The following is a 20,539-nucleotide window of genomic DNA, read 5'->3' as shown; positions in this document are numbered from 1 at the left end:
TACAGTCCGCGTCCTGCCTCGCCTGTCCACGACACCGCATCTAGGCTGACATCATGACCGCCGACCCCCGCTCCGGCCGCCCCAGGGCCACGTCGCGGGAGACCATCGCCGAGGCGGCGTGCGAACTGTTCCTCGAGCAGGGGTACGAGCAGACATCCGTCACCGACATCGCCACCCGCGCCGGCGTCAGCCGCTCCAGCTTCTTCAACTACTTCGATTCGAAGTCGGCCCTGCTGTGGGGCGGCTTCGACGAGCGGCTGGATGCCGCGTGCACGCAGCTGGCCGCAGACGCACCGGTGCGTGGGATCCTCTCCGCGATCGCGGACGGGTTCGCCCCCGACGTGCTCGCGCTCGCGATCGCCCACGCCGATGCGATGGGGGTCGCCGATGAGCTCGAGCGCGGCCGTGCCGTGCGCGCGGCGCAGCTGGGGCGGGCGATCGCCGAGCAGGCCCACCGCGGCGGCATCCCGCGCCTGGCGGCGGACGTGCACGCGGCGGCCGCGGCCGGCGCGGTGATGGCCGCCGTCTGGGCGTGGGCGGCTGCGGGCTCCGGACGCACCGCCCTGGAGCGGTGGCTGCACGAGGCGCTCGCGCTCGTGCCGGGACTCGGCGGCGAGGTTCGCCAGCTGCGCGTGGTCGTGGAGGCCGAGGACTTCGACAGGGCGCTCGCGTTCTATCGCGACGTCGCCGGGATGCCGCAGGCCGAGGCGTACGAGGCGGAGGGCGGCGCCCGGGTGGCGATCCTGGACGCGGGCCGGGCGACCCTCGAGCTGTCCAATCGCGCTCAGGTCGCGTTCATCGACCGGGTCGAGACCGATGGGGATGCGCCCAGCGACCGCATCCGCATCGCCCTCGAGGTCGCCGACACGGCCGAGGCGGCGCAGCGGCTGGCCGACCACGGAGCGGTCGTGGAGGCATCCACCCGGCGGACGCCGTGGCGTTCGCTCAACGCGCGCCTGCGCGGCCCGGCGGGCCTGCAGCTGACCCTCTTCCAGGAGCTGGGGCCGGAGTAGGCGACGGCGGCGGCCGCAGGGGCTCGCGTAAACTTGCGGGCACTATGGCTACTTTCGGCACGCTCTCGGACCGCCTCACCGAGACATTCCGCAATCTCCGCACCAAGGGCAGGCTCACGCCCGCCGACGTCGACGGCACCGTTCGCGAGATCCGCCGCGCGCTGCTGGATGCGGATGTCGCGCTGCCGGTCGTCAAGGAGTTCACCGCGAACGTCCGCGAACGCGCGCTCGGCGACGAGGTCAACCGTGCGCTCAATCCCGCCCAGCAGGTTGTCCAGATCGTCAACGACGAGCTGATCGGCATCCTCGGCGGGCAGCAGCGACGCCTCCAGTTCGCGAAGAACCCGCCGACGGTGATCATGCTCGCCGGGCTCCAAGGGTCGGGCAAGACGACGTTCGCGGGAAAGCTGGCCAAGTCCCTGGAGAAGGACGGCCACACGCCGCTGCTGGTCGCGGCCGACCTGCAGCGCCCGAATGCGGTGGGCCAGCTCCAGGTCGTCGCCCAGCAGGCGGGTGCGGCGATCTACGCCCCCGAGCCGGGCAACGGTGTGGGCGACCCGGTGCGGGTCGCGCGCGACGGTGTCGAGACGGCGCGCCGCCAGCAGCACGACGTCGTCATCATCGACACGGCGGGCCGGCTCGGCGTGGACGCCGAGCTCATGAAGCAGGCCTCCGACATCCGTGCGGCGACCGACCCGGACGAGGTCCTGTTCGTCATCGACGCGATGATCGGGCAGGACGCGGTGAACACCGCGAAGGCGTTCCAGGAGGGCGTCGACTTCACCGGCGTGGTGCTGTCCAAGCTCGACGGCGACGCTCGAGGCGGTGCTGCGCTGTCGGTGGCCTCCGTCACCGGCCGGCCGATCATCTTCGCGTCCACGGGTGAGGGGCTCGACGATCTCGAGCCGTTCCACCCCGACCGCATGGCGAGCCGGATCCTCGACCTGGGCGACATCCTCACCCTCATCGAGCAGGCCCAGCAGGCCTTCGACGAGGAGGAGGCCCGCAAGGTCGCCGAGAAGCTGGCCACCGAGCAGTTCACGCTCGAGGACTTCCTCGACCAGCTGCAGCAGCTGCGCAAGATGGGCTCGATGAAGAAGATGCTCGGGATGCTCCCGGGCATGGGTCAGATGAAGCAGCAGCTCGACGACCTCGACGAGCGCGAGCTGGACCGCACCGAGGCGATCGTCCGTTCGATGACCCCGGCCGAGCGCCGCAACCCGAAGGTGCTCAACGGCTCCAGGCGCCTGCGCATCGCCCGCGGCTCCGGGGTCACCGTCACCGATGTCAACCAGCTCATGCAGCGATTCGAGCAGGCGTCGAAGATGATGAAGACCGTGGCGCGCGGCGGCGTGCCGAACGTGCCCGGCATGGGCCCGGTGCCCGGAATGGGGCGGCCTGGCGCGTCGAGCAAGCGCGGCAAGCAGCCCAAGCGCAAGGGATCGCGGTCGGGCAACCCCGCCAAGCGCGCCGCCGAGAACGCGGGCCTGGCCGCCCAGGAGCCCGCCGCGCCGACCGGCTCCGGCTTCGGGCTCGGCGGCCCGAAGGGCGCGGAGCCGACCGAGGCCGATCTCGCCCAGATCCAGAAGCTGTTCGGGCGGGGCTGAGCGCTCAGCGCCCGAGCGACGCGAGGTGCTCGCGCAGGGTCGGACCCGCGCGGAACTCGCGGATGAGGTGCATGACCACCTCGCGGAGGTCGCCGCCGGCGGCATCGGCCACGAGCACCTGCCGGGTCGATGAGGCACCCTGGGTCATGATCGACTCCAGCCCGCCGAACTCGCGCGTGCACTTGAGCTCGTCGGCGATGTCGGCGAGGGCCTCCATCGTCGCGCGCAGGTGGTCGGTGACCGCCTCCTCGTGCCCTTCGCGGTCGACGATCACGCGGGCGTCGAGTCCGTAGCGCGCCGCCCGCCACTTGTTCTCACGGACGAACCACGGCTGGATGCGCGGCAGCTCGCGACCGGCATCCAGTTCGCGGGAGAAGTGCTCGACGAGGACCTGCACGAGCGAGGCGACCGCCGCGAGCTCAGGCAGCGTCGACATCCCGTCGCAGGCGCGCACCTCGATCGTGCCCCAGCGCGGCGCCGGCCGGATGTCCCAGCGCACCTCGGTCGCGTCGTGCATGACGCCGGTGCGCACCATGTCGTCGAGGTACCCCTCGAACTGCGCCCAGTCGTCGAGCGGCCACGGCAGTCCGGCAGTGGGAAGCTGCTGGAACACGAGTGAGCGGTTCGAGGCGTAGCCGGTGCGCTCGCCCGCCCAGAACGGACTCGATGCCGACAGCGCCTGCAGATGCGGCAGGTAGATCGACAGCGCGTTGATGATCGGGAACACCTTGGTCACGTCGTCGACGCCCACGTGGACGTGGATGCCCCAGATCATCATGTTCCGCCCCCACCACTGCGTGCGCTCGATGAGCGTGTGATAGCGGGTGCTGTCGGTGACCTCCTGCTCGTACCACTGCGCGAAGGGGTGACTGCCCGCGCACAGGAGCTCGACTCCGAGAGGGTCGGTGACGCGACGCACGGCGGCGATGGCGTCCGCGATGTCGTCGGTGGCGGCGGCGACCGTGTCGCCGATGCCGCTGGTGACCTCGACGGTGTTGGTCAGCAGCTCGCCGGTGACGGTGAAGCGCTCGTGCTCGGTGTCGGTCGCCAGCGCCGCGATCACCTCGGGCGCGCGGGGCGCGAGGTTGCCCGTCACGCCGTCGGCGAGCATCACTTCCCACTCGATGCCCACCGATGAGCGGGCGGATGTCGCGAACGGCACCGTCATCCGGACATTGTCGCAGTGGGCGGAGGTCGTTCGCGAGCGATGCCGGGATCTGGCAGAATAGACGGTCGGACCACCGCTCGACCCTCTATCCGGCGTGCGGTCCGCCCTCAGAGCTTTGCCGGGTGTGCACCCCACGCCTCCGGCGCCGTTCATCGTCTCAACACACGCATTCAGGAGAATTGTGGCTGTCAAGATCCGTCTCAAGCGCCTCGGCAAGATCCGCGCGCCCTACTACCGCATCGTCGTCGCCGACTCGCGCACCAAGCGCGACGGCCGCGTCATCGAGGAGATCGGGAAGTACCACCCCACCGAGGAGCCGTCCTTCATCGAGGTCGACTCGGACCGTGCGCAGTACTGGCTGAGCGTCGGTGCGCAGCCGACCGAGCAGGTCCGCGCCATCCTCACCCTCACCGGTGACTGGGGTCGCTTCCAGGGCGACGAGAACGCCGTCTCGACGGTGAAGACCGCCGAGGCCAAGGCGGGCTTCGAGGCCGACGCCTCGAAGAAGTCGGTGCTCAAGCCCAAGGCCGAGCCCCGTCCCGAGCCCGTCGAGGAGAAGGCCGAGAAGGCGGTGGAGCCCGCTGCCGAGGAGCCGGCGGCCGAGGAGGCTCCCGCCGAGGACGCCGCCGCCGACGAGTCCGCCGAGTAGTCCGTTGCTCGCCGCCGCGCTCGAGCACGTCGTCAAGGGGATCGTCGATCACCCCGAGGACGTGCGCATCCACTCGTCCACCTCTCCGCGCGGAGATGTGCTCGAGGTCCACGTGCACCCCGACGACCGGGGGCGCGTGATCGGGCGCGGCGGGCGCACCGCCAAGGCGCTGCGCACGGTCGTCTCCGCGCTCGCCGACGGCCGCCGCGTGCGCGTCGACGTCGCGGACGACTGACGTGGCAGCCCCGAAGCGACCGCCGGCGCCCTCGGGCAGGACGCAGCTGCGCGTCGGCCGCCTCGTGAAGGCGCACGGCCTGAAGGGCGCGCTGAAGCTGGAGCTGTACACCGACGACCCCGACGGCCGCTTCGTCCCCGGTGCGACCTTCACCCTGCAGGTGCCCGAGTCGTCGCCCTGGCACGGGAAGACCCTCACGGTGCGCGAGTTCAAGTGGATGAACAGTCATCCCGTCGTGTTCTTCGAGGGGATCGACGACCGCACGGGTGCGGAGAGCGTCGTGCGCGCGATCCTGTGGATCGAAGAGGATGCCGCCGCCGAGGCGGAGGACGACGCCTGGTACGACCATCAGCTGATGGGTCTGGACGTCGTCCGCGACGGCGCCGTGGTCGGGCGGGTCGTGCGCGTCGATCACCTGCCCGCTCAGGATCTGCTGATCGTCGCGCCCACCGGCGAGGACCGGGAGGTGCTCGTGCCGTTCGTCAAGGCGATCGTCCCCGAGGTGGACGTCGCAGGAGGCCGGGTCGTCGTGACGCCGCCGGCCGGGCTGTTCGAACCCGCCCCGGACGCCGAGTCGTCGGCCGAGGACGCATCCGCGGAGGACTGACGTGCAGATCGACGTCCTCACCATCTTCCCCGCGTTCTTCGACGTGCTCGAGGTGTCGCTGCTCGGGCGGGCACGTGAGGCAGGGCTGCTGGACATCCGGGTCCACGACCTGCGGGACTGGACCCACGACCGTCACCGCACCGTCGACGACACCCCGTACGGCGGCGGGGCCGGGATGGTGATGAAGCCGGAGCCGTGGGGCGAGGCGCTCGACGCGCTCGTGCCTGCCGACGCCGGGGCCCAGGCCCCGCCGGTCATCGTCTTCCCCTCGCCCGCCGGCGCTCGCTTCAGCCAGTCGATGGCCCGGGAGCTGGCCGGTGCGTCGCACCTGATCTTCGGCTGCGGCCGCTACGAAGGCATCGACGAGCGCGTCTTCGACTATGCCGCCACCCGCGGCGATGTGCGCATGGTGAGCCTCGGCGACTACGTGCTCAACGGGGGCGAGGTCGCCGCGATGGCCATGATCGAGGCCGTCGGCCGTCTCGTGCCCGGCGTCGTCGGCAACCCGGACAGCCTCGTCGAGGAGTCGCACGAGGACGGCCTGCTGGAGCACCCGTCGTACACCAAGCCCGCCGCCTGGCGCGGATTCGAGGTGCCGCCGGTGCTCCTCAGCGGCAACCACGGGGCGGTCGCCGCGTGGCGGCGCGAGCAGCAGCTCGAGCGCACGCGCGCACGCCGGCCCGACCTGCTCGGCCCGCAGGACTGAACGCCGGGTCCGCGAGGACCGGGGCCGGGCGGCACCGGCGCTAGGGTGGGATCCTCCGGACGGAAGGATGCCCGTGCAGGCGTGGCCGGGAACCGCGTACCCCCTGGGTGCCGAATTCGACGGCGGCGGAACGAACTTCGCCGTCTTCAGCGAGGGCGCCGAGAGGGTCGAGCTGTGCCTGTTCGACGACGCCGGCGCAGAGGTCCGCATCCCGCTCGTCGACGTCGACGCCCACGTGTGGCATGCGTATCTGCCCGAGGTGGGGCCCGGCCGGCGCTACGGCTACCGCGTGCACGGCCCGTACGACCCCGCGCAGGGCCTCAGGTACAACCCGAGCAAGCTCCTCCTCGATCCGTACGCCAAGGCCGTCGAGGGCCAGGTGCAGTGGAACCAGTCGGTCTACGGCTACGACTTCGGCGACCCCGAGTCGCGCAACGACGACGACTCGGCCGCGAGCATGATGAAGGGCGTCGTGGTCAACCCGTTCTTCGACTGGGCCGGTGATCGGGCCCCGAAGACGCCATACGCCGAGAGCGTCATCTACGAGACGCACGTCAAGGGCATGACGAAGCTGCACCCCCTCGTCCCCGAGGACATCCGCGGCACCTACAGCGCCCTCGGTCACCCCGCCGTCATCGAGCACCTGCACCGGATCGGCGCCACCGCGCTCGAGCTGATGCCCGTGCACCAGTTCGTCGACGACGACGCGCTGCAGCAGAAGGGGCTGTCCAACTACTGGGGCTACAACACCATCGCCTTCTTCGCCCCGCAGAACACGTACGCCGCCGGCGGCCAGCGGGGCCAGCAGGTGCCGGAGTTCAAGGCGATGGTGCGCGCGCTGCACGCGGCCGGCATCGAGGTGATCCTGGATGTCGTGTACAACCACACCGCGGAGGGCAATCACCTCGGACCGACCCTGAGCATGCGCGGCATCGACAACGAGGCGTATTACCGGCTCGAAGCCGAGGACAAGCGGTACTACACGGACTACACCGGCACCGGGAACAGCCTGAACGTCAGCAGTCCGCACTCGCTGCAGCTGATCATGGACTCCCTCCGCTACTGGGTGCTCGAGATGCATGTGGACGGCTTCCGCTTCGACCTGGCGGCCACCCTCGCCCGCGAGTTCTACGACGTCGACAAGCTCGCCACCTTCTTCGAGCTCGTCCAGCAGGATCCGGTCGTCTCGCAGGTCAAGCTCATCGCCGAGCCGTGGGATCTCGGTCCCGGCGGCTATCAGGTCGGCAACTTCCCGCCCCAGTGGACGGAATGGAACGGCAGGTACCGCGACACGGTGCGCGACTTCTGGCGCGGCGAGCCGCAGGCTCTGGGGGAGTTCGCCTCGCGCCTGACCGGTTCGGCAGACCTGTACGAGCACTCGGGACGCCGGCCGGTGGCATCCATCGACTTCGTCACCGCGCACGACGGCTTCACCCTGCGCGATCTCGTCTCCTACAACGAGAAGCACAACGAGGCCAACGGCGAGGACAACAGGGACGGCGCCGACGACAACTGCTCCTGGAACTGCGGGGTGGAAGGACCCACCGACGACCCGACGGTGCTGGAGCTGCGTGCGCGCCAGCAGCGCAACTTCCTCGCGACGCTCCTGCTGAGCCAGGGCGTGCCGATGATCTCGCACGGCGACGAGCTGGGGCGCACGCAGCAGGGGAACAACAACGCCTACGCGCAGGACAACGAGCTCAGCTGGATCCATTGGGACGACGCGGACGAGCCCCTGATCGAGTTCACGGCAGCCCTGGCCCGGCTGCGCCGCGAGCACCCGACGTTCCGCCGCAGCCGATTCTTCGACGGTCGGCCGATCCGCCGCGAGGAGGGCGCGCCGGTGCCCGACATCGTCTGGCTGCGACCGGATGGCACCGTGATGCAGCCGGAGGACTGGGACTCGGGATTCGGTCGCGCGATCGGCGTCTTCCTGAACGGGCAGGGGATCCGCGAGCGCGGCCGCCGCGGCGAGCCGATCGAGGATCTCCACTTCATCGTGCTGTTCAACGCGGGCGACGAGGCGATCGACTTCCACCTCCCCACCCACGAGTTCAGCCCGAGCTGGGACGTGCTCGTCGACACCGCCGGCACCCAGACCGACCCGGGCGCCGTCGAGCCGGGCGGGTCGCTGCGGCTGGAGGCGAAGTCGATCATCGTCCTCCGCGAGCACAGGGGGGTGGCGCCGACTGCCGACCACTCTGTGGCCGCGTCGCTGGCGGCGCGCGGCGAGCCGGCCGGCGGGCGACCCGGGCAGGCCTGAGTGCGCGCGCCGGCATCGACCTATCGCCTGCAGGTGCGGGCCGGCTTCGATCTGGATGCCGCGGCGCACCTGACCGGCTATCTGCGCGATCTCGGCGCCGACTGGGCGCACCTGTCTCCGCTGCTGCAGGCCACGAGCGGATCCGACCACGGGTACGACGTGGTCGATCCCGGGCGGGTCGATGAGCAGCGAGGAGGCACGGAGGCCTTCGCACGGTTCGTCGCCGGCGCCCGCGCGGCCGGCCTCGGCATCCTCGTCGACATCGTTCCCAATCACATGGGCATCTCGCGCCCGGAGCAGAACCCGTGGTGGTGGGATGTCCTCGCGCACGGGCGCGCCTCCCCGTTCGCCGAGGCCTTCGACATCGACTGGGACGCCGGCGACGGGCGGGTGCGCGTGCCCATCCTCGCAGGGTCGATCGACGACGTGCTCGGCGACGTCGTCGTCGACGTCGAGGCCGGGGTGGTCCGGTACGGCGATCACCTCCTGCCGCTCGCTCCCGGCACAGCCGACGACGGCGCCGACCCGGCCGCCGTGCTCGGCCGCCAGCACTGGGAGCTCGTGCACTGGCGCCGCGAGGCATCCGATCTCACCCACCGGAGGTTCTTCGCCGTCTCCACCCTCGCCGGGCTGCGCGTCGAGGTCCCGTGGGTGTTCGCGCAGTCCCACGCCGAGATCGTGCGCTGGGTCCGCACGGGCCAGGTCGACGGACTCCGCGTGGACCACCCGGACGGGCTGCTCGACCCGGGCGGATATCTGGCGCGGCTCGACGCGGCGACCGGAGGCGTGTACGTGCTGGTCGAGAAGATCCTCGAGCGCAGCGCCACCGACGATCCCGAGCGCCTGCCGGCGTGGTGGGCGGCCGACGGCACGACCGGCTACGACGCCATGGCAGAGATCGATCGCGTCCTGGTCGATCCGGCGGGGGAGCGGCCGCTGGACGCGCTCGACGGGCGCCTGCGCGCCGAGACCGGTCTGCCGGCGCCCCAGCCCTGGCCCGATCTCGTCCACGACGCCAAGCGCATGATCGCCGACACCATCCAGGTCTCCGAGATCCGGCGGCTCGTGCGCTGCCTGCCGGCGCACGTGCGCAGCACCGTTCCCTCCGCGCACGACGCGCTCGCCGAGCTGCTGGCCTGCTTTCCCGTCTACCGCTCGTATCTTCCGGCGGGACGCCGGTGGCTGGACGAAGCGGCGCGCGAGGCATCCCGGCGCCGCCCCGACCTGGCCGCGGCGATCGAGACCCTGCTGCCGCTGCTCGCCGACCCCGGCGCCGACGTCGCTCGTCGCTTCCAGCAGACGACCGGTCCGGTGATGGCCAAGGGCGTCGAGGACACGGCGTTCTACCGGGCGACACGGCTCGGCACCCTCACCGAGGTCGGCGGCGACCCCGGTGTCTTCGCTCTGAGCGTCGACGGGCTGCATCGCGCGTTCGCGCACCGGCAGGCGGCCTGGCCGCGGTCGATGACCGCGCTGTCGACGCACGACACCAAGCGCGGCGAGGATGTGCGCGCCCGGCTCTCGGTGCTCGCTGAGATCCCGGACCGCTGGGCGAGCGTGCTCGAGCGTCTGCGGGGCATCGCCTCCAGCGGGCACGGCCCGTTCGACGCGCTGCTGTGGCAGGCGATCGTCGGGTCGTGGCCGGCGGCGCCCGGGCGACTGCACGCCTACGCCGAGAAGGCGGCGCGCGAGGCGGGCGAGGCGACGACCTGGTGGGATCCGGATCCGGGCTTCGAGCGGCGGGTGCACGAGGTCGTCGACGCGGCGTCCGGACCCGCCCGCGACGTCCTCGCGGAGTTCACTGCCGAGATCGCCCCGTTCGGCTGGTCGAACTCGCTCTCGGCCAAGACCCTGCAGCTGGCGGGACCGGGAGTGCCCGACGTGTACCAGGGCTCCGAGCTCTGGGAGACCTCGCTCGTCGACCCCGACAACCGCCGCCGGGTCGACTTCGAGGTGCGGCGCGGGCTGCTCGAGAGGGTGGATGCCGGCTGGCAGCCCCCGATCGACGAGTCCGGCGCCGCGAAGCTGCTCGTCGTCGCGCGATCGCTGCGCCTGCGGCGTGACCGGCCGGATCTGTTCACGCGGTACACGCCGATGACCGTCGTGGGGGAGGCCGCGGACCACGCGATCGCCTTCGACCGCGGCGGCGCGCTCGCCGTGGCGACCCGGCTGCCGGTCGGGCTGGCCGGTCGCGGCGGATGGGGCGACACCGTGCTCCTGCGGCACGCAGGGCCGACGGTGGACGTGTTCACCGGTCGCGGGTTCGAGGGGCACCGCGTGCCGATGGGCGACCTGCTCACGACTTACCCGGTGGCGCTGCTGGTGCCGGAGGACGGGGCATGATCGGCGATCGCGCCGCCGGACGACCGTGGGCCCCGGCCCCGGACCGGGCTACGCGGCGCCGACCGCCGAGCGGTCGGTGAGCACGATCGGAGCACCGTCGGTGATCGCGATGGTGTGCTCGGAATGCGCGCCCCGTGAGCCGTCGACGCTGCGCAGCGTCCAGCCGTCGGGATCGGTGACGAGCTTGTCGGTGGTCTGCAGGAACCACGGCTCGATCGCGATCACCAGTCCCGGCCGCAGCGGGAAGCCCCGCCCGGGCTTGCCGTCGTTGGGCACGTGCGGGTCGCCGTGCATCGTGCGCCCCACCCCGTGTCCGCCGAAGTCCGTGTTGATCGAGTAGCCCTCGCCGCGGGCGACCTCGGCGATCGCGTGCGAGATGTCGCCGATCCGGTTGCCGGCCGTGGCGGATTCGATCGCCGCCTGCAGCGCGCGCTCGGTCGTCTCGATGAGGCGCAGGTCCTCGTCGCGCGGGGTGCCGACCACGAACGAGATCGCCGAATCGGCGACCCAGCCGTCGATCGCGACCGCGAAGTCGAGTGAGACGAGATCCCCGTCGCGCAGCGCGTAGTCGAACGGCAGACCGTGCAGCACGGCGTCGTTGATGGACGTGCAGATGACCTTCCCGAACGGCATCGCCCCGAACGAGGGGTGGTAGTCGATGTAGCACGACGTCGCCCCCGCCTTGCGGATCAGCTCGTGTGCGCGACGGTCGATCGCGAGCAGGTTCGTGCCCACCTTCGTCTCATCGCGCAGCGTGGCCAGCGTCTCCGCGACGAAGCGCCCGGCAGGGCGCATCGCCTCGATCTCGGCAGGGGTGCGCAGCTCGATCATCGGGCATCCTCTCGTCCCCTCCATTGTGTCGGATGCCGGTGCGCGACGACGTCCATGGGTATCGCCTGTGAGGGCGCCCAGCATCAGGTCCGCTCCGGCCGCGGCACCGGGACGGCGGCGTACCATCGAGACCATGTGGCTGCGACGCGCGTTCTTCGCCTGGCTGATCCCCGCGGCATTCGTGCTGCCGCTGTGGCTGCTGATCGGGTGGGCCGTGTTCGACGCCGGCGGGTGGGGCCTGCTGTGGGTGCTGTTCATCGCGATGCCCTCGGTGTTCGTCGGCCAGCTCGTCTTCACGCTGCTCGTCCGGGCGCGGGGCACCGTGCGCGCCGCCCGGGCCGTCTCGTGGGGCGATGTGCTCGGATTCACGATCTGGCACGGGCTCACCGTGGCGCTCGGGTTCTTCCATCCGGCGTCCTGGGTCGCGCTCCTGGTCGCCGCGATCGTCGCCGGTCTCGTGCTGTTCTGGTATCTGCTCTGGGAGCTCATCCGCGAGGCGCGGCCCGCGCGCCTGCTGCTGCACACCTCCGACGGGACCGCCTACCTGCCGCCCCCGGCGACCGCCGGCGGCGAGCCGGCCGATCGCGAGGTCTTCATCGTGACCGAGCGTCCGGCCGCGCGCGACTGAGGCCTGCCGCACCCGGCCGTTTTTGCCGGTGCGCGGTTCCATGGCAGAATTGTCGTTTGTGCTCCGAAGGCTCTGCCTCAGGGGAGCCGGGTCGACCGCCACGGTGCTCGCCCGCGCGAGCACGATTCCCAGACATCCCATGCGCGGCCGACCTGTGGCGGCCGCAGGAAGAGACGATCATGCAGATCCTCGACACCGTCGACGCGGCTTCGCTCCGCTCCGACATCCCCGCCTTCGCCCCCGGCGACACCGTGAAGGTGCACGTCAACATCACCGAGGGCAGCCGCTCCCGCATCCAGGTCTTCCAGGGCGTCGTGCTCGGACGCTCTGGCGACGGCATCCGCGAGACGTTCACGGTCCGCAAGATCAGCTTCCAGGTCGGCGTGGAGCGCACCTTCCCGGTGCACAGCCCCTCGATCGACCGCATCGAGGTCGTCACCCGCGGCGACGTGCGCCGCGCCAAGCTGTACTACCTGCGCGAGCTGCGCGGCAAGAAGGCGAAGATCAAGGAGAAGCGCGAGAGCTGATCCGCGCCGACCCGGGAACCCCGTCGCATCCGCGGCGGGGTTCGTCGTCGGTTTCGGGCGCGGATGTGCGACCCTTGAAGCCACGGCGTGTCAGGCGCCGGGTATGAAGAGGACCCCATGACGAGCGAGAAGACGGTGCCTGCCGCGCCGGCGCCCGAGCCTGCGGCGCGGGCGGACCATCGCGCGGGCGGGCGTCGGCGCAGCGGCTGGGGGTTCCTGCGCGACCTCGCCGTGATCGTGCTCATCGCGCTGGTGGCGTCGTTCCTCATCAAGACCTTCATCGTCCGGTCGTTCTACATCCCGTCGGGGTCGATGGAGCACACCCTCGAGGTGCAGGACCGCATCCTCGTCGACGAGATCACCCCCCGGTTCACCGGCTACGGCCACGGCGACGTCGTGGTGTTCCGCGACCCGGGTGGGTGGCTGCCGCCGCAGCGGCCCGACACGCGCCCCGCCATCGTCCAGGGTGTCGACTGGCTGCTCTCCCTGGTGGGGCTGTCCGCGCCCGACAGCGACGACCACCTCGTCAAGCGCATCATCGGCATGCCCGGCGACCGAGTGGTCTGCTGCAACGCGATCGGACAGATCACGGTCAACGGCGTCCCGATCGACGAGACGGGATATCTCGAGCTGCCGGCGGGGCAGACCGCAGCTTCCGGTGACGACTTCGACGTGGTCGTGCCCGACGGCTCGCTGTGGGTCCTGGGCGACAACCGATACTCGTCCAAGGACTCGCGCTACAACCAGGACCAGCCCGGGAGCGGCTTCGTGCCGCTGGACAACGTCGTGGGGCGGGCGTTCCTGATCACCTGGCCGTTCGACCGGTTCGGATTCATCGACGGACACGCCGACGTGTTCGCCGGAATCCCCGAGCCCGCGGAGGCCCCCGAGCCGTGACCGTCGTCGAGCCCCGGCTCACCCTCGAGCGGCGCCTCCTGAAGGAGCGCCCCATCGTCATCGCGCTGGACGAGGTGGGTCGAGGCGCCCTGGCCGGCCCGGTGGCCGTCGGGGCGACGGTCGTGGACGCACGCGGTGCGCGGCGACGGGTTCCTCCGGGCCTGCGGGACTCCAAGCTCGTTCCCGAGCACAAGCGGGCAGCCGTCGCCGCCCGCGCCGCATCGTGGGTGCAGGCCAGCGCGGTCGGCTGGGCGTCCTCTGCCGAGATCGATGAGGTCGGGATCATCCGCGCGCTGGGCCTCGCGGCCCTGCGGGCCATCGCCGATCTGCGTGCGCACGGGGTGATCGCGGAGGACGCGATCGTGCTCCTGGACGGCAACCACGACTACGTGACGTCGGCGGGCGGTGCGGGGCTCACCGTGCGGCCGGTGATCAAGGCCGACCGCGACTGCGCGAGCGCCGCCGCGGCGTCGGTCATCGCGAAGGTCGCCCGGGACGCGCTGATGACGCGCCTGCACGACGATCTTCCGGTGTACGGCTGGGCGCGCAACAAGGGCTACGCGAGTCCCGACCACCGCGACGCGATCCACGTGCACGGACTGTCCGAGCACCACCGCGCGTCGTGGTCGTTCGCGGTGCCGCTGTTCTGATCAGCTGCCGTCCAGCGAGAGCTCTTCGGGGAGCTGGAAGTCGCGCCGCGAGAGCTCCTCGATGTTGACGTCCTTGAAGGTCAGCACGCGCACCGACTTCACGAAGCGGTCGGCGCGGTAGATGTCCCACACCCAGACATCCTGCATCGTCAGCTCGAAGTAGAAGTCGTTCTCGGTGTCCCGCCGGACGACGTTCACCTCGTTGGCCAGGTAGAACCGCCGCTCGGTCTCGATGACGTACTGGAACTGGGAGACCACGTCGCGGTACTCGCGGAACAGCGCGAGCTCGAGTTCGCGATCGTAGTCCTCGAAAACGTCGTCATCCATGGTGCCTCCATCCTAGGCGTCCGTCGTCTTGTCTCGAGCTCCCGGAATGTCGCGCGGCGCGCCCCTGCACAGCGGTCGTCCAGCAGGACGCTGTCCAGAATCGGATGCTTCTGGTCGGCGCCCGGCACCACGAGTGCGCAGTCTCGGAGCATGGCACAGAAGGACGTTCTCGGGCGCGCGGGGGAGGACCGCGCCGCCGCGCATCTGGCCGGGCGCGGATGGCGGCTGCTGGATCGCAATTGGCGCTGCCGCCAGGGTGAGCTCGATATCGTCGCGCTGGACGGGCCGGACCTCGTCGTCGTCGAGGTCAAGACGCGGCGGACGATCGGATTCGGGCACCCGCTGGAGGCCGTCGACGAGCGCAAGCGCGCCCGGCTGTGGCGACTGGCGATGGCGTGGGCCGCGGCGCATCCGGAGCTGGCCCGCGGACGTGAGATCCGCCTGGACGCGGTCGCGGTGATCGGCGCCGACGCCGCCACGGCGAAGCTCGAGCACGTGGTGGACCTGCGGTGAGCGCGTCCCGCACGTGGTCGGTCGCCCTGACGGGCATCGACGGAGCGATCGTCGAGGTCGAAGCCGACCAGTCGAATCAGACGCCGGGGTTCCACATCATCGGGCTCCCCGACAGTGCGCTGCGCGAGGCGGCGTCGCGGGTGCACAACGCGTCGGCCAACTGCGGACTCGCCCTGTCGCGTCGCCGGATCACGGTGAACCTGTCGCCGGCGAGCCTGCCCAAGCAGGGCTCGGGCTTCGACGTCGCGATCGCGGTTGCCGCCCTGGCCACCGACGGCGGGATGGACGAGGACTCCCTGGCACGCACCGTGCACCTCGGCGAGCTCGGCCTCGACGGTCGTCTGCGCCCGGTGCCGGGGGTCCTGCCTGCGGTGCTCGCCGCTGCGCGCGCGGGGTTCGAGCGCATCGTCGTGCCGCACGCCAATGCCGACGAGGCGCGCCTGGTCGACGGCGTCCGGGTGCTCGCGGCGGCCTCGCTGGCAGAGGTCGCGCGTGCGCACGGCGCGGACGTGGCAGAGGTCGAGCTCGAGCCGGTCCCGCGCCCCGCGGCCGCCGCCGGCTCCGCGGAGGCGCCCGAGCTGGCCGACGTGATCGGCCAGCCGGAGGCGGTCGAAGCGCTCATCGCCGCCGCCGCCGGCGACCACCACCTGCTCATGAGCGGTCCGCCAGGAGCCGGCAAGACCATGCTCGCGAGCCGACTGCCGGGCATCCTCCCGCCGCTCGGCGACGAGGCGGCGATCCAGGTCGCCTCGGTCAGGTCGCTGTGCGGCGAGCCGGTCGAGGCGCTGGTGCGCCGCCCGCCGTTCGAAGCCCCGCATCACAGCGCGAGCGTCGCCGCCCTGGTGGGCGGAGGCTCCCGGCTCGTGCGGCCCGGTGCCATCGCGCGCGCGACGCACGGTGTGCTGTTCCTCGACGAGGCGGGCGAGTTCCCGGCTCACGCGCTCGATGCGCTGCGGCAGCCGCTGGAGACGGGCTCGATCGTCATCCACCGCGCCGGGTTCACGGCATCCTTCCCCGCTCGATTCCAGCTGGTGCTCGCGACCAACCCGTGCCCGTGCGGCAACTACGGGGTGCGGGCGGCGGTGTGCGAGTGCCCCCCGATGGCCATCCGCCGCTATCTCGGAAGGCTGTCCGGACCGCTGCTGGATCGCGTCGACATCGAGCTGCGACTGGCGCGGGTCTCGGTGACGCAGGCGAGCAGGAGCGGCGTCGTCTCGACGCAGGCCGCTCGCGAGCGCATCGCGCAGGCGCGGGACCGCGCCGCGCATCGCCTGCGCGAGACGCCGTGGCGCGTGAACGCCCGCGTCGATGGAACGTGGCTGCGCAGCGGCCCTCTCGCCCTGCCGCCGGTGGCGCGACGCCCGCTGGACGCCGCGCTCCACCGCGGGTCGCTCACGCTGCGCGGATACGACCGCACACTCCGCCTGGCCTGGACCCTGGCCGACCTCGACGGGCACTCCGCGCCCACCGTGCACGACGTCGGCAGAGCGCTCTACATGAAGAAGGGGATCACACCGTGACCGCCACCTTGATGACCGATGAGCTGTGCGCCCGTGCGGCCGCGCTGCTCGACGGCCCCGCCGACGTGTCGGCGCATCGCGAGACCGCCGCCCGCGCCGTGTGGAGCTGCCTCATCGAACCCGGTGACGGCGTCGCGGGGCGCCTCATCGCCGCCGGCGGGGCGGCGCGTGCGCTCGAGGTCGTCGAGGCGGAGGATCGGGGGCACGCCCTTGCCGCCGGCATCGCCGCACGCGACTGGACGAAGGCCCTCGAGCGCTGGCGGCCGCGGGCGGATGCCGCGCTGATCCGCTCCGCGCTGGCCACCGCCGCCGCCGCGGACATCAGGCTGCTCAGCCCCGCCGATCCGCGGTGGCCGGCGGGGCTCGACGACCTGGGGGATCACGCGCCGCCATGCCTGTGGGTGCGCGGCGCGGCGGGGGCGCTGACCCGCAGCCAGACGGCGCTCGCGATGGTGGGTGCCCGGGCGGCGACCGGCTACGGCGAGCACATCGCGACAGAGCTCGCCGCCGAGCTCGCAGCGCAGGGCGTCTCGATCGTCTCCGGCGGCGCGTACGGGATCGACGGCGCGGCGCACCGTGCGGCGCTGTCCGCCTCCGGCACGACGGTCGGTGTGCTGGCGGGAGGCGCCGACCGCGCCTATCCGACGGGCAATTCCGAGCTCATCGGGCGGATCGCCGCTTCGGGCGGGGCGATCGTGAGCGAGGCTCCCTGCGGTGCGGCGCCGACCCGATGGCGCTTCCTCCAGCGAAATCGGCTGATCGCCGCGCTCGCCGCCGCCACGGTGGTCGTCGAGGCCGGGTGGCGCAGCGGCTCGCTGAACACGGCCGGCCACGCCGCCGACCTGGGGCGACCCCTGGGGGCGGTCCCCGGTCCCGTGACCAGTCCGGCCTCGGCGGGGTGCCATCGGATCATGCGGGAGTACGGCGCGCAGTGCATCACCTCGGCGGCTGACGCGCTGGAGCTGATGGGCGCGGCGCCGACCGCGATCCCCACGGGGGAGCAGTCGCGCACCGATGAGAGGACACGCGTGCTCGATGCGATGAGCTTCCGGGCGCGGCGCAGCGTCGCCCAGATCGCACAGCTCTCCGGCATGTCGGCGGGCGATGTGCAGGGACTGCTGGGGCTGCTCGCCCTGGAGGGCCTGGTTGCCGACGGCGGCGGCGGATGGAAGCGCATCCCGCCGGACGGCGACCGCGCGTGACCCGCCGCGGAGTGCCTGACCCGCTCCGCCGGCGCCGGCGGTCATGCTGGTGAGATGGAGGTTCACGCGGCCATCGAGGCGTACGCGCGTCACCTGGATCGGGTGCGGCGGCTGTCGCCGGCGACCGTGCGTGCCTATGCGTCGGATCTTCGCGACCTCGCCGCCGCGCTGCCGCCGGACTCGGAGATGGCCGACGTCGACCTCGAGCATCTGCGCGAGTGGCAGTGGCGATCGACCAGTCGCGGCGACGCCCGGTCGACGCTCGCGCGCCGCGCCGCGGCGGCACGGGGCTTCTTCGCCTGGGCGGTCGAGGAGGGGCTGGTGGAATCCGACCCCGCGCTCAGGCTCACCACGCCCAAACGCGGTCGCTCCCTCCCCAAGGTCGCCACGCGTCCCGCCGTCGAGACCGTGCTCGGCGAACTCGGAGCGCGTGCGGCGGAGGGGGACCCGCTTGCGCTGCGCGACCACGCCGTCCTCGAGCTGCTCTACGCGGCCGCCATCCGCGTATCCGAGCTGTGCGGCCTCGACATCTCGGACCTCGACCGCGATCGGCGCACGGTGCGCGTCGTCGGCAAGGGGTCGAAGGAGAGGGTGGTGCCGTTCGGCGCCCCCGCGCTGAACGCCCTCGACGCGTATCTCGTCCGGGGGCGCCCGGTCCTGGCCGCCCGACGTGAGGGACAGCCGCAGCAGAGCCTCCCGGCCGCGGCGCTCTTCCTGGGCGCCCGGGGTGCCCGGCTGACCCCGCGCGCCGTGCACGCGACGGTGACCCGCGAGTTCGGACCCGCGCTGGAGGCGGATGCGGTGGGCGCTCACACCCTGCGGCACTCCGCGGCGACCCACATGCTCGACGGCGGCGCCGACCTGCGCGCGGTGCAGGAGATGCTGGGGCACGCGAGCCTCGGAACGACGCAGATCTACACCCACGTCTCGGCGGAGCGTCTGCGCGCCGCGTACCGGCTCGCGCATCCGCGCGCGTGAGCGGGCGGATCAGCAGCACGGCAGCAGCACCGCCCGCGGGACGCCGCCGAGAAGCAGCAGGGGGTTGATGTACTCGCCGTCGAGGCGCACACCGAAGTGCACCCGCCCGGGTCGGGCGTGCCCGCCGACGCTCAGCATCCCGACATCCTCTCCGCGCGTGACCGGCGTGCCGGGGGCGAGCGCCGAGTCGACCGGCTCGAGCGTCGTCACCAGTCCGCCGCCGTGGTCGACCGTGACCACGCCGCGCCCCGCGACAGCGCCCGAGAAGGCGATCACCCCGGCAGCGGGACTGCGCACGGCGGTGCCGCTGTGCGGATGCAGGTCGATGCCGCGGTGACCCGGCCCATACGCGTGCGCGGGCGCCTCGTACGGCCGCTCGAGGCGGAAGGGGCTCGCCATCGGCCACACCCACGCCTGATCGACGGGCACGACCACGACGTCGTCCGCCGATCGCGGCGCCGCGGTCCGCGCGGCGGTCGCCGGCAGCGGGCCGCCGACGACCAGCATCCCGAGGACGACGGCGCCGGCGACCGTGCGCAGGGCGGCGGATGACGGCATCCCCCCATCGTGCGCGCGCCTGCCGATCCCGGGACGAACGGCCCCGGATGCTGTGCGCCGTCGGCGCCCTCGACCTGCCTGTGGAGGAAGGCGGGACTGATACACTGGGAGAGCACCTCGATCTCGGGGTGACTACGCGTGCCCACAGCCCGGTCTCCGGAGACGGCGATCGGGCGGCACGGAACTCCCACCGGTCTCGACCTGCGTGCAGGGCGAGCGGGAGTGTGTCGGGCACCAGGCTCACCGATCCGCCGGATCGGCGAAATCAACCGCAACGGGCGCGCAGCTGCGAGAGCAGGTGCGCGCGGAACAGGAGAACGGCCATGGCCGTCGTCACCATTCGCCAGCTGCTCGACAGCGGCGTCCACTTCGGACACCAGACCCGCCGGTGGAACCCGAAGGTCAAGCGCTTCATCCTCACCGAGCGCTCCGGCATCCACATCATCGACCTGCAGCAGTCGCTCGCCTACATCGACCGTGCCTACGAGTTCGTCAAGGAGACGGTCGCCCACGGGGGCACGATCCTGTTCGTCGGCACCAAGAAGCAGGCGCAGGAGGTCCTCGCCGAGCAGGCGACCCGCGTCGGCCAGCCGTACGTCAACCAGCGCTGGCTGGGCGGGCTGCTGACCAACTTCCAGACCGTGTCCAAGCGCCTCGCCCGCATGAAGGAGCTCGAGGAGCTCGACTACGACGACCCCGCATCCAGCCCCTTCACCAAGAAGGAGCTGCTGCTGAAGAAGCGCGAGCTCGACAAGCTGCACAAGTCGCTGGGCGGCATCCGCAACCTCGCCAAGACGCCGTCGGCGCTGTGGGTCGTCGACGCCAAGCGCGAGCACCTCGCCGTCGATGAGGCCAAGAAGCTCGGCATCCCCGTCATCGGCATCCTCGACACGAACGCCGACCCGGACGACTTCCAGTACCCGATCCCCGGCAACGACGACGCGATCCGCTCGGTCTCGCTGCTCACGCGCATCATCGCCGACGCGGCCGCCGAGGGTCTCATCCAGCGTCACCAGCCCGCCGACGCGGCGGACGAGGCGGCCGAGCCGCTGGCCGAGTGGGAGCGAGAGCTGCTCGAGCAGGGCGCGCCGATCGAGACCGATGTCGCCGCCGTGGAGACCGCCGCCACCGAGTCGGCCGCCGACGAGGCCGGTGCCGCTGCGGCCGCCGCGGCTGCCGCCCCGGCCGAGGATGCCGCGCCGGCCGAGGATGCCGCGCCGGCCGAGGATGCCGCGCCCGCCCCGGAGACCGACCAGGTCGCCGAGAAGGAGGCCCGCGACGAGGCAGAGGCCGTCGAAGAGGCCGCCGAGTAGAACC

Annotated in this window: 21 protein-coding genes; 17 read left to right on the top strand and 4 right to left on the bottom strand. The window is 72.0% G+C overall.

Annotated elements, in window-relative coordinates; all coding sequences use genetic code 11:
* Positions 1-53 precede the first annotated feature (53 nt).
* Positions 54-1,013, top strand: coding sequence for a TetR family transcriptional regulator (locus ACIWQI_RS09430; RefSeq protein ID WP_396656924.1), 960 nt, complete (start codon positions 54-56; stop codon positions 1,011-1,013).
* Between the two features lie 44 nt (positions 1,014-1,057).
* Positions 1,058-2,620 (top strand): signal recognition particle protein, encoded by a 1,563-nt coding sequence (ffh, locus tag ACIWQI_RS09425; protein ID WP_396656923.1) that lies wholly within the window; start codon positions 1,058-1,060, stop codon positions 2,618-2,620.
* Positions 2,621-2,624: 4 nt separating this feature from the next.
* Here the strand turns inward: ffh and ACIWQI_RS09420 are convergent, their stop codons facing one another.
* Positions 2,625-3,788, bottom strand: a complete 1,164-nt coding sequence (locus ACIWQI_RS09420; RefSeq protein ID WP_396656922.1) for a glutamate--cysteine ligase — start codon at positions 3,786-3,788, stop codon at positions 2,625-2,627.
* Positions 3,789-3,969: 181 nt separating this feature from the next.
* Between ACIWQI_RS09420 and rpsP the strand changes: the two genes are divergently transcribed.
* The 6 genes from rpsP to treY all read left to right on the top strand — a co-directional run bounded on the left by rpsP (position 3,970) and on the right by treY (position 10,591).
* Positions 3,970-4,437 carry a 30S ribosomal protein S16 gene (gene rpsP / locus ACIWQI_RS09415; protein WP_396656920.1) on the top strand — a complete coding sequence of 156 codons (468 nt, stop codon included), beginning with the start codon at positions 3,970-3,972 and terminating at the stop codon, positions 4,435-4,437.
* A gap of 4 nt (positions 4,438-4,441) precedes the next feature.
* Positions 4,442-4,672: an RNA-binding protein gene (locus ACIWQI_RS09410; RefSeq protein WP_396656918.1), complete on the top strand. Its 231-nt coding sequence runs from the start codon at positions 4,442-4,444 to the stop codon at positions 4,670-4,672.
* A gap of 1 nt (position 4,673) precedes the next feature.
* A complete protein-coding gene (rimM, locus tag ACIWQI_RS09405; RefSeq protein WP_396656917.1) occupies positions 4,674-5,279 on the top strand; it encodes a ribosome maturation factor RimM in 606 nt (201 codons plus the stop codon).
* Position 5,280: 1 nt separating this feature from the next.
* Complete coding sequence (trmD, locus tag ACIWQI_RS09400; RefSeq protein WP_396656915.1) at positions 5,281-5,985, top strand: tRNA (guanosine(37)-N1)-methyltransferase TrmD; 705 nt, start codon at positions 5,281-5,283, stop codon at positions 5,983-5,985.
* 73 nt (positions 5,986-6,058) lie between these two features.
* A complete protein-coding gene (gene glgX, locus ACIWQI_RS09395) occupies positions 6,059-8,248 on the top strand; it encodes a glycogen debranching protein GlgX (RefSeq protein WP_396656913.1) in 2,190 nt (729 codons plus the stop codon).
* Positions 8,249-10,591: a malto-oligosyltrehalose synthase gene (treY, locus tag ACIWQI_RS09390; RefSeq protein ID WP_396656911.1), complete on the top strand. Its 2,343-nt coding sequence runs from the start codon at positions 8,249-8,251 to the stop codon at positions 10,589-10,591.
* A 48-nt stretch (positions 10,592-10,639) separates the two neighbouring features.
* Here the strand turns inward: treY and map are convergent, their stop codons facing one another.
* Positions 10,640-11,422, bottom strand: a complete 783-nt coding sequence (gene map, locus ACIWQI_RS09385; protein ID WP_396656909.1) for a type I methionyl aminopeptidase — start codon at positions 11,420-11,422, stop codon at positions 10,640-10,642.
* Positions 11,423-11,555: 133 nt separating this feature from the next.
* Here map and ACIWQI_RS09380 point away from each other — a divergent pair, with 133 nt between their 5' ends.
* The 4 genes from ACIWQI_RS09380 (at position 11,556) to ACIWQI_RS09365 (ending at position 14,124) form a co-directional block, all read left to right on the top strand.
* On the top strand, positions 11,556-12,050 hold the full coding sequence (locus ACIWQI_RS09380) for an MFS transporter permease (protein WP_396656907.1): 495 nt from the start codon (positions 11,556-11,558) through the stop codon (positions 12,048-12,050).
* 179 nt (positions 12,051-12,229) lie between these two features.
* Positions 12,230-12,577, top strand: coding sequence for a 50S ribosomal protein L19 (gene rplS, locus ACIWQI_RS09375; protein WP_396656905.1), 348 nt, complete (start codon positions 12,230-12,232; stop codon positions 12,575-12,577).
* Between the two features lie 117 nt (positions 12,578-12,694).
* Complete coding sequence (lepB, locus tag ACIWQI_RS09370; RefSeq protein ID WP_396656904.1) at positions 12,695-13,474, top strand: signal peptidase I; 780 nt, start codon at positions 12,695-12,697, stop codon at positions 13,472-13,474.
* Positions 13,471-14,124, top strand: a complete 654-nt coding sequence (locus ACIWQI_RS09365) for a ribonuclease HII (protein ID WP_396656903.1) — start codon at positions 13,471-13,473, stop codon at positions 14,122-14,124. Before lepB ends, ACIWQI_RS09365 begins: the two co-directional genes overlap by 4 nt.
* Here the strand turns inward: ACIWQI_RS09365 and ACIWQI_RS09360 are convergent, their stop codons facing one another.
* On the bottom strand, positions 14,125-14,451 hold the full coding sequence (locus ACIWQI_RS09360) for a DUF2469 family protein (RefSeq protein ID WP_396656902.1): 327 nt from the start codon (positions 14,449-14,451) through the stop codon (positions 14,125-14,127).
* 150 nt (positions 14,452-14,601) lie between these two features.
* On the opposite strand from ACIWQI_RS09360, the gene ACIWQI_RS09355 reads away from it, so the two are divergent.
* Genes ACIWQI_RS09355 through ACIWQI_RS09340 form a run of 4 tightly spaced genes read left to right on the top strand, consistent with a single transcriptional unit; the run spans position 14,602 to position 18,664 of the window.
* A complete protein-coding gene (locus tag ACIWQI_RS09355) occupies positions 14,602-14,964 on the top strand; it encodes a YraN family protein (RefSeq protein ID WP_396656901.1) in 363 nt (120 codons plus the stop codon).
* On the top strand, positions 14,961-16,484 hold the full coding sequence (locus ACIWQI_RS09350; protein WP_396656900.1) for a YifB family Mg chelatase-like AAA ATPase: 1,524 nt from the start codon (positions 14,961-14,963) through the stop codon (positions 16,482-16,484). Before ACIWQI_RS09355 ends, ACIWQI_RS09350 begins: the two co-directional genes overlap by 4 nt.
* Entirely contained in the window at positions 16,481-17,686 is a 1,206-nt protein-coding gene (gene dprA, locus ACIWQI_RS09345; protein WP_396656899.1) for a DNA-processing protein DprA, read from the top strand. The genes ACIWQI_RS09350 and dprA overlap by 4 nt, the downstream gene beginning before the upstream one ends.
* Positions 17,687-17,740: 54 nt before the next feature.
* Positions 17,741-18,664 (top strand): tyrosine-type recombinase/integrase, encoded by a 924-nt coding sequence (locus ACIWQI_RS09340; protein WP_396656898.1) that lies wholly within the window; start codon positions 17,741-17,743, stop codon positions 18,662-18,664.
* Between the two features lie 9 nt (positions 18,665-18,673).
* Here the strand turns inward: ACIWQI_RS09340 and ACIWQI_RS09335 are convergent, their stop codons facing one another.
* Positions 18,674-19,222 (bottom strand): murein hydrolase activator EnvC family protein, encoded by a 549-nt coding sequence (locus ACIWQI_RS09335; protein WP_396656896.1) that lies wholly within the window; start codon positions 19,220-19,222, stop codon positions 18,674-18,676.
* A gap of 323 nt (positions 19,223-19,545) precedes the next feature.
* Here ACIWQI_RS09335 and rpsB point away from each other — a divergent pair, with 323 nt between their 5' ends.
* Positions 19,546-20,535 carry a 30S ribosomal protein S2 gene (rpsB, locus tag ACIWQI_RS09330; RefSeq protein WP_396656894.1) on the top strand — a complete coding sequence of 330 codons (990 nt, stop codon included), beginning with the start codon at positions 19,546-19,548 and terminating at the stop codon, positions 20,533-20,535.
* Positions 20,536-20,539 lie beyond the last annotated feature (4 nt).

Origin of the sequence: Microbacterium sp. (genome assembly GCF_044508325.1) — a bacterium.
Classification (GTDB): Bacteria; Actinomycetota; Actinomycetes; order Actinomycetales; family Microbacteriaceae; genus Microbacterium.
This window is presented reverse-complemented; position numbering and strand designations above follow the sequence as displayed.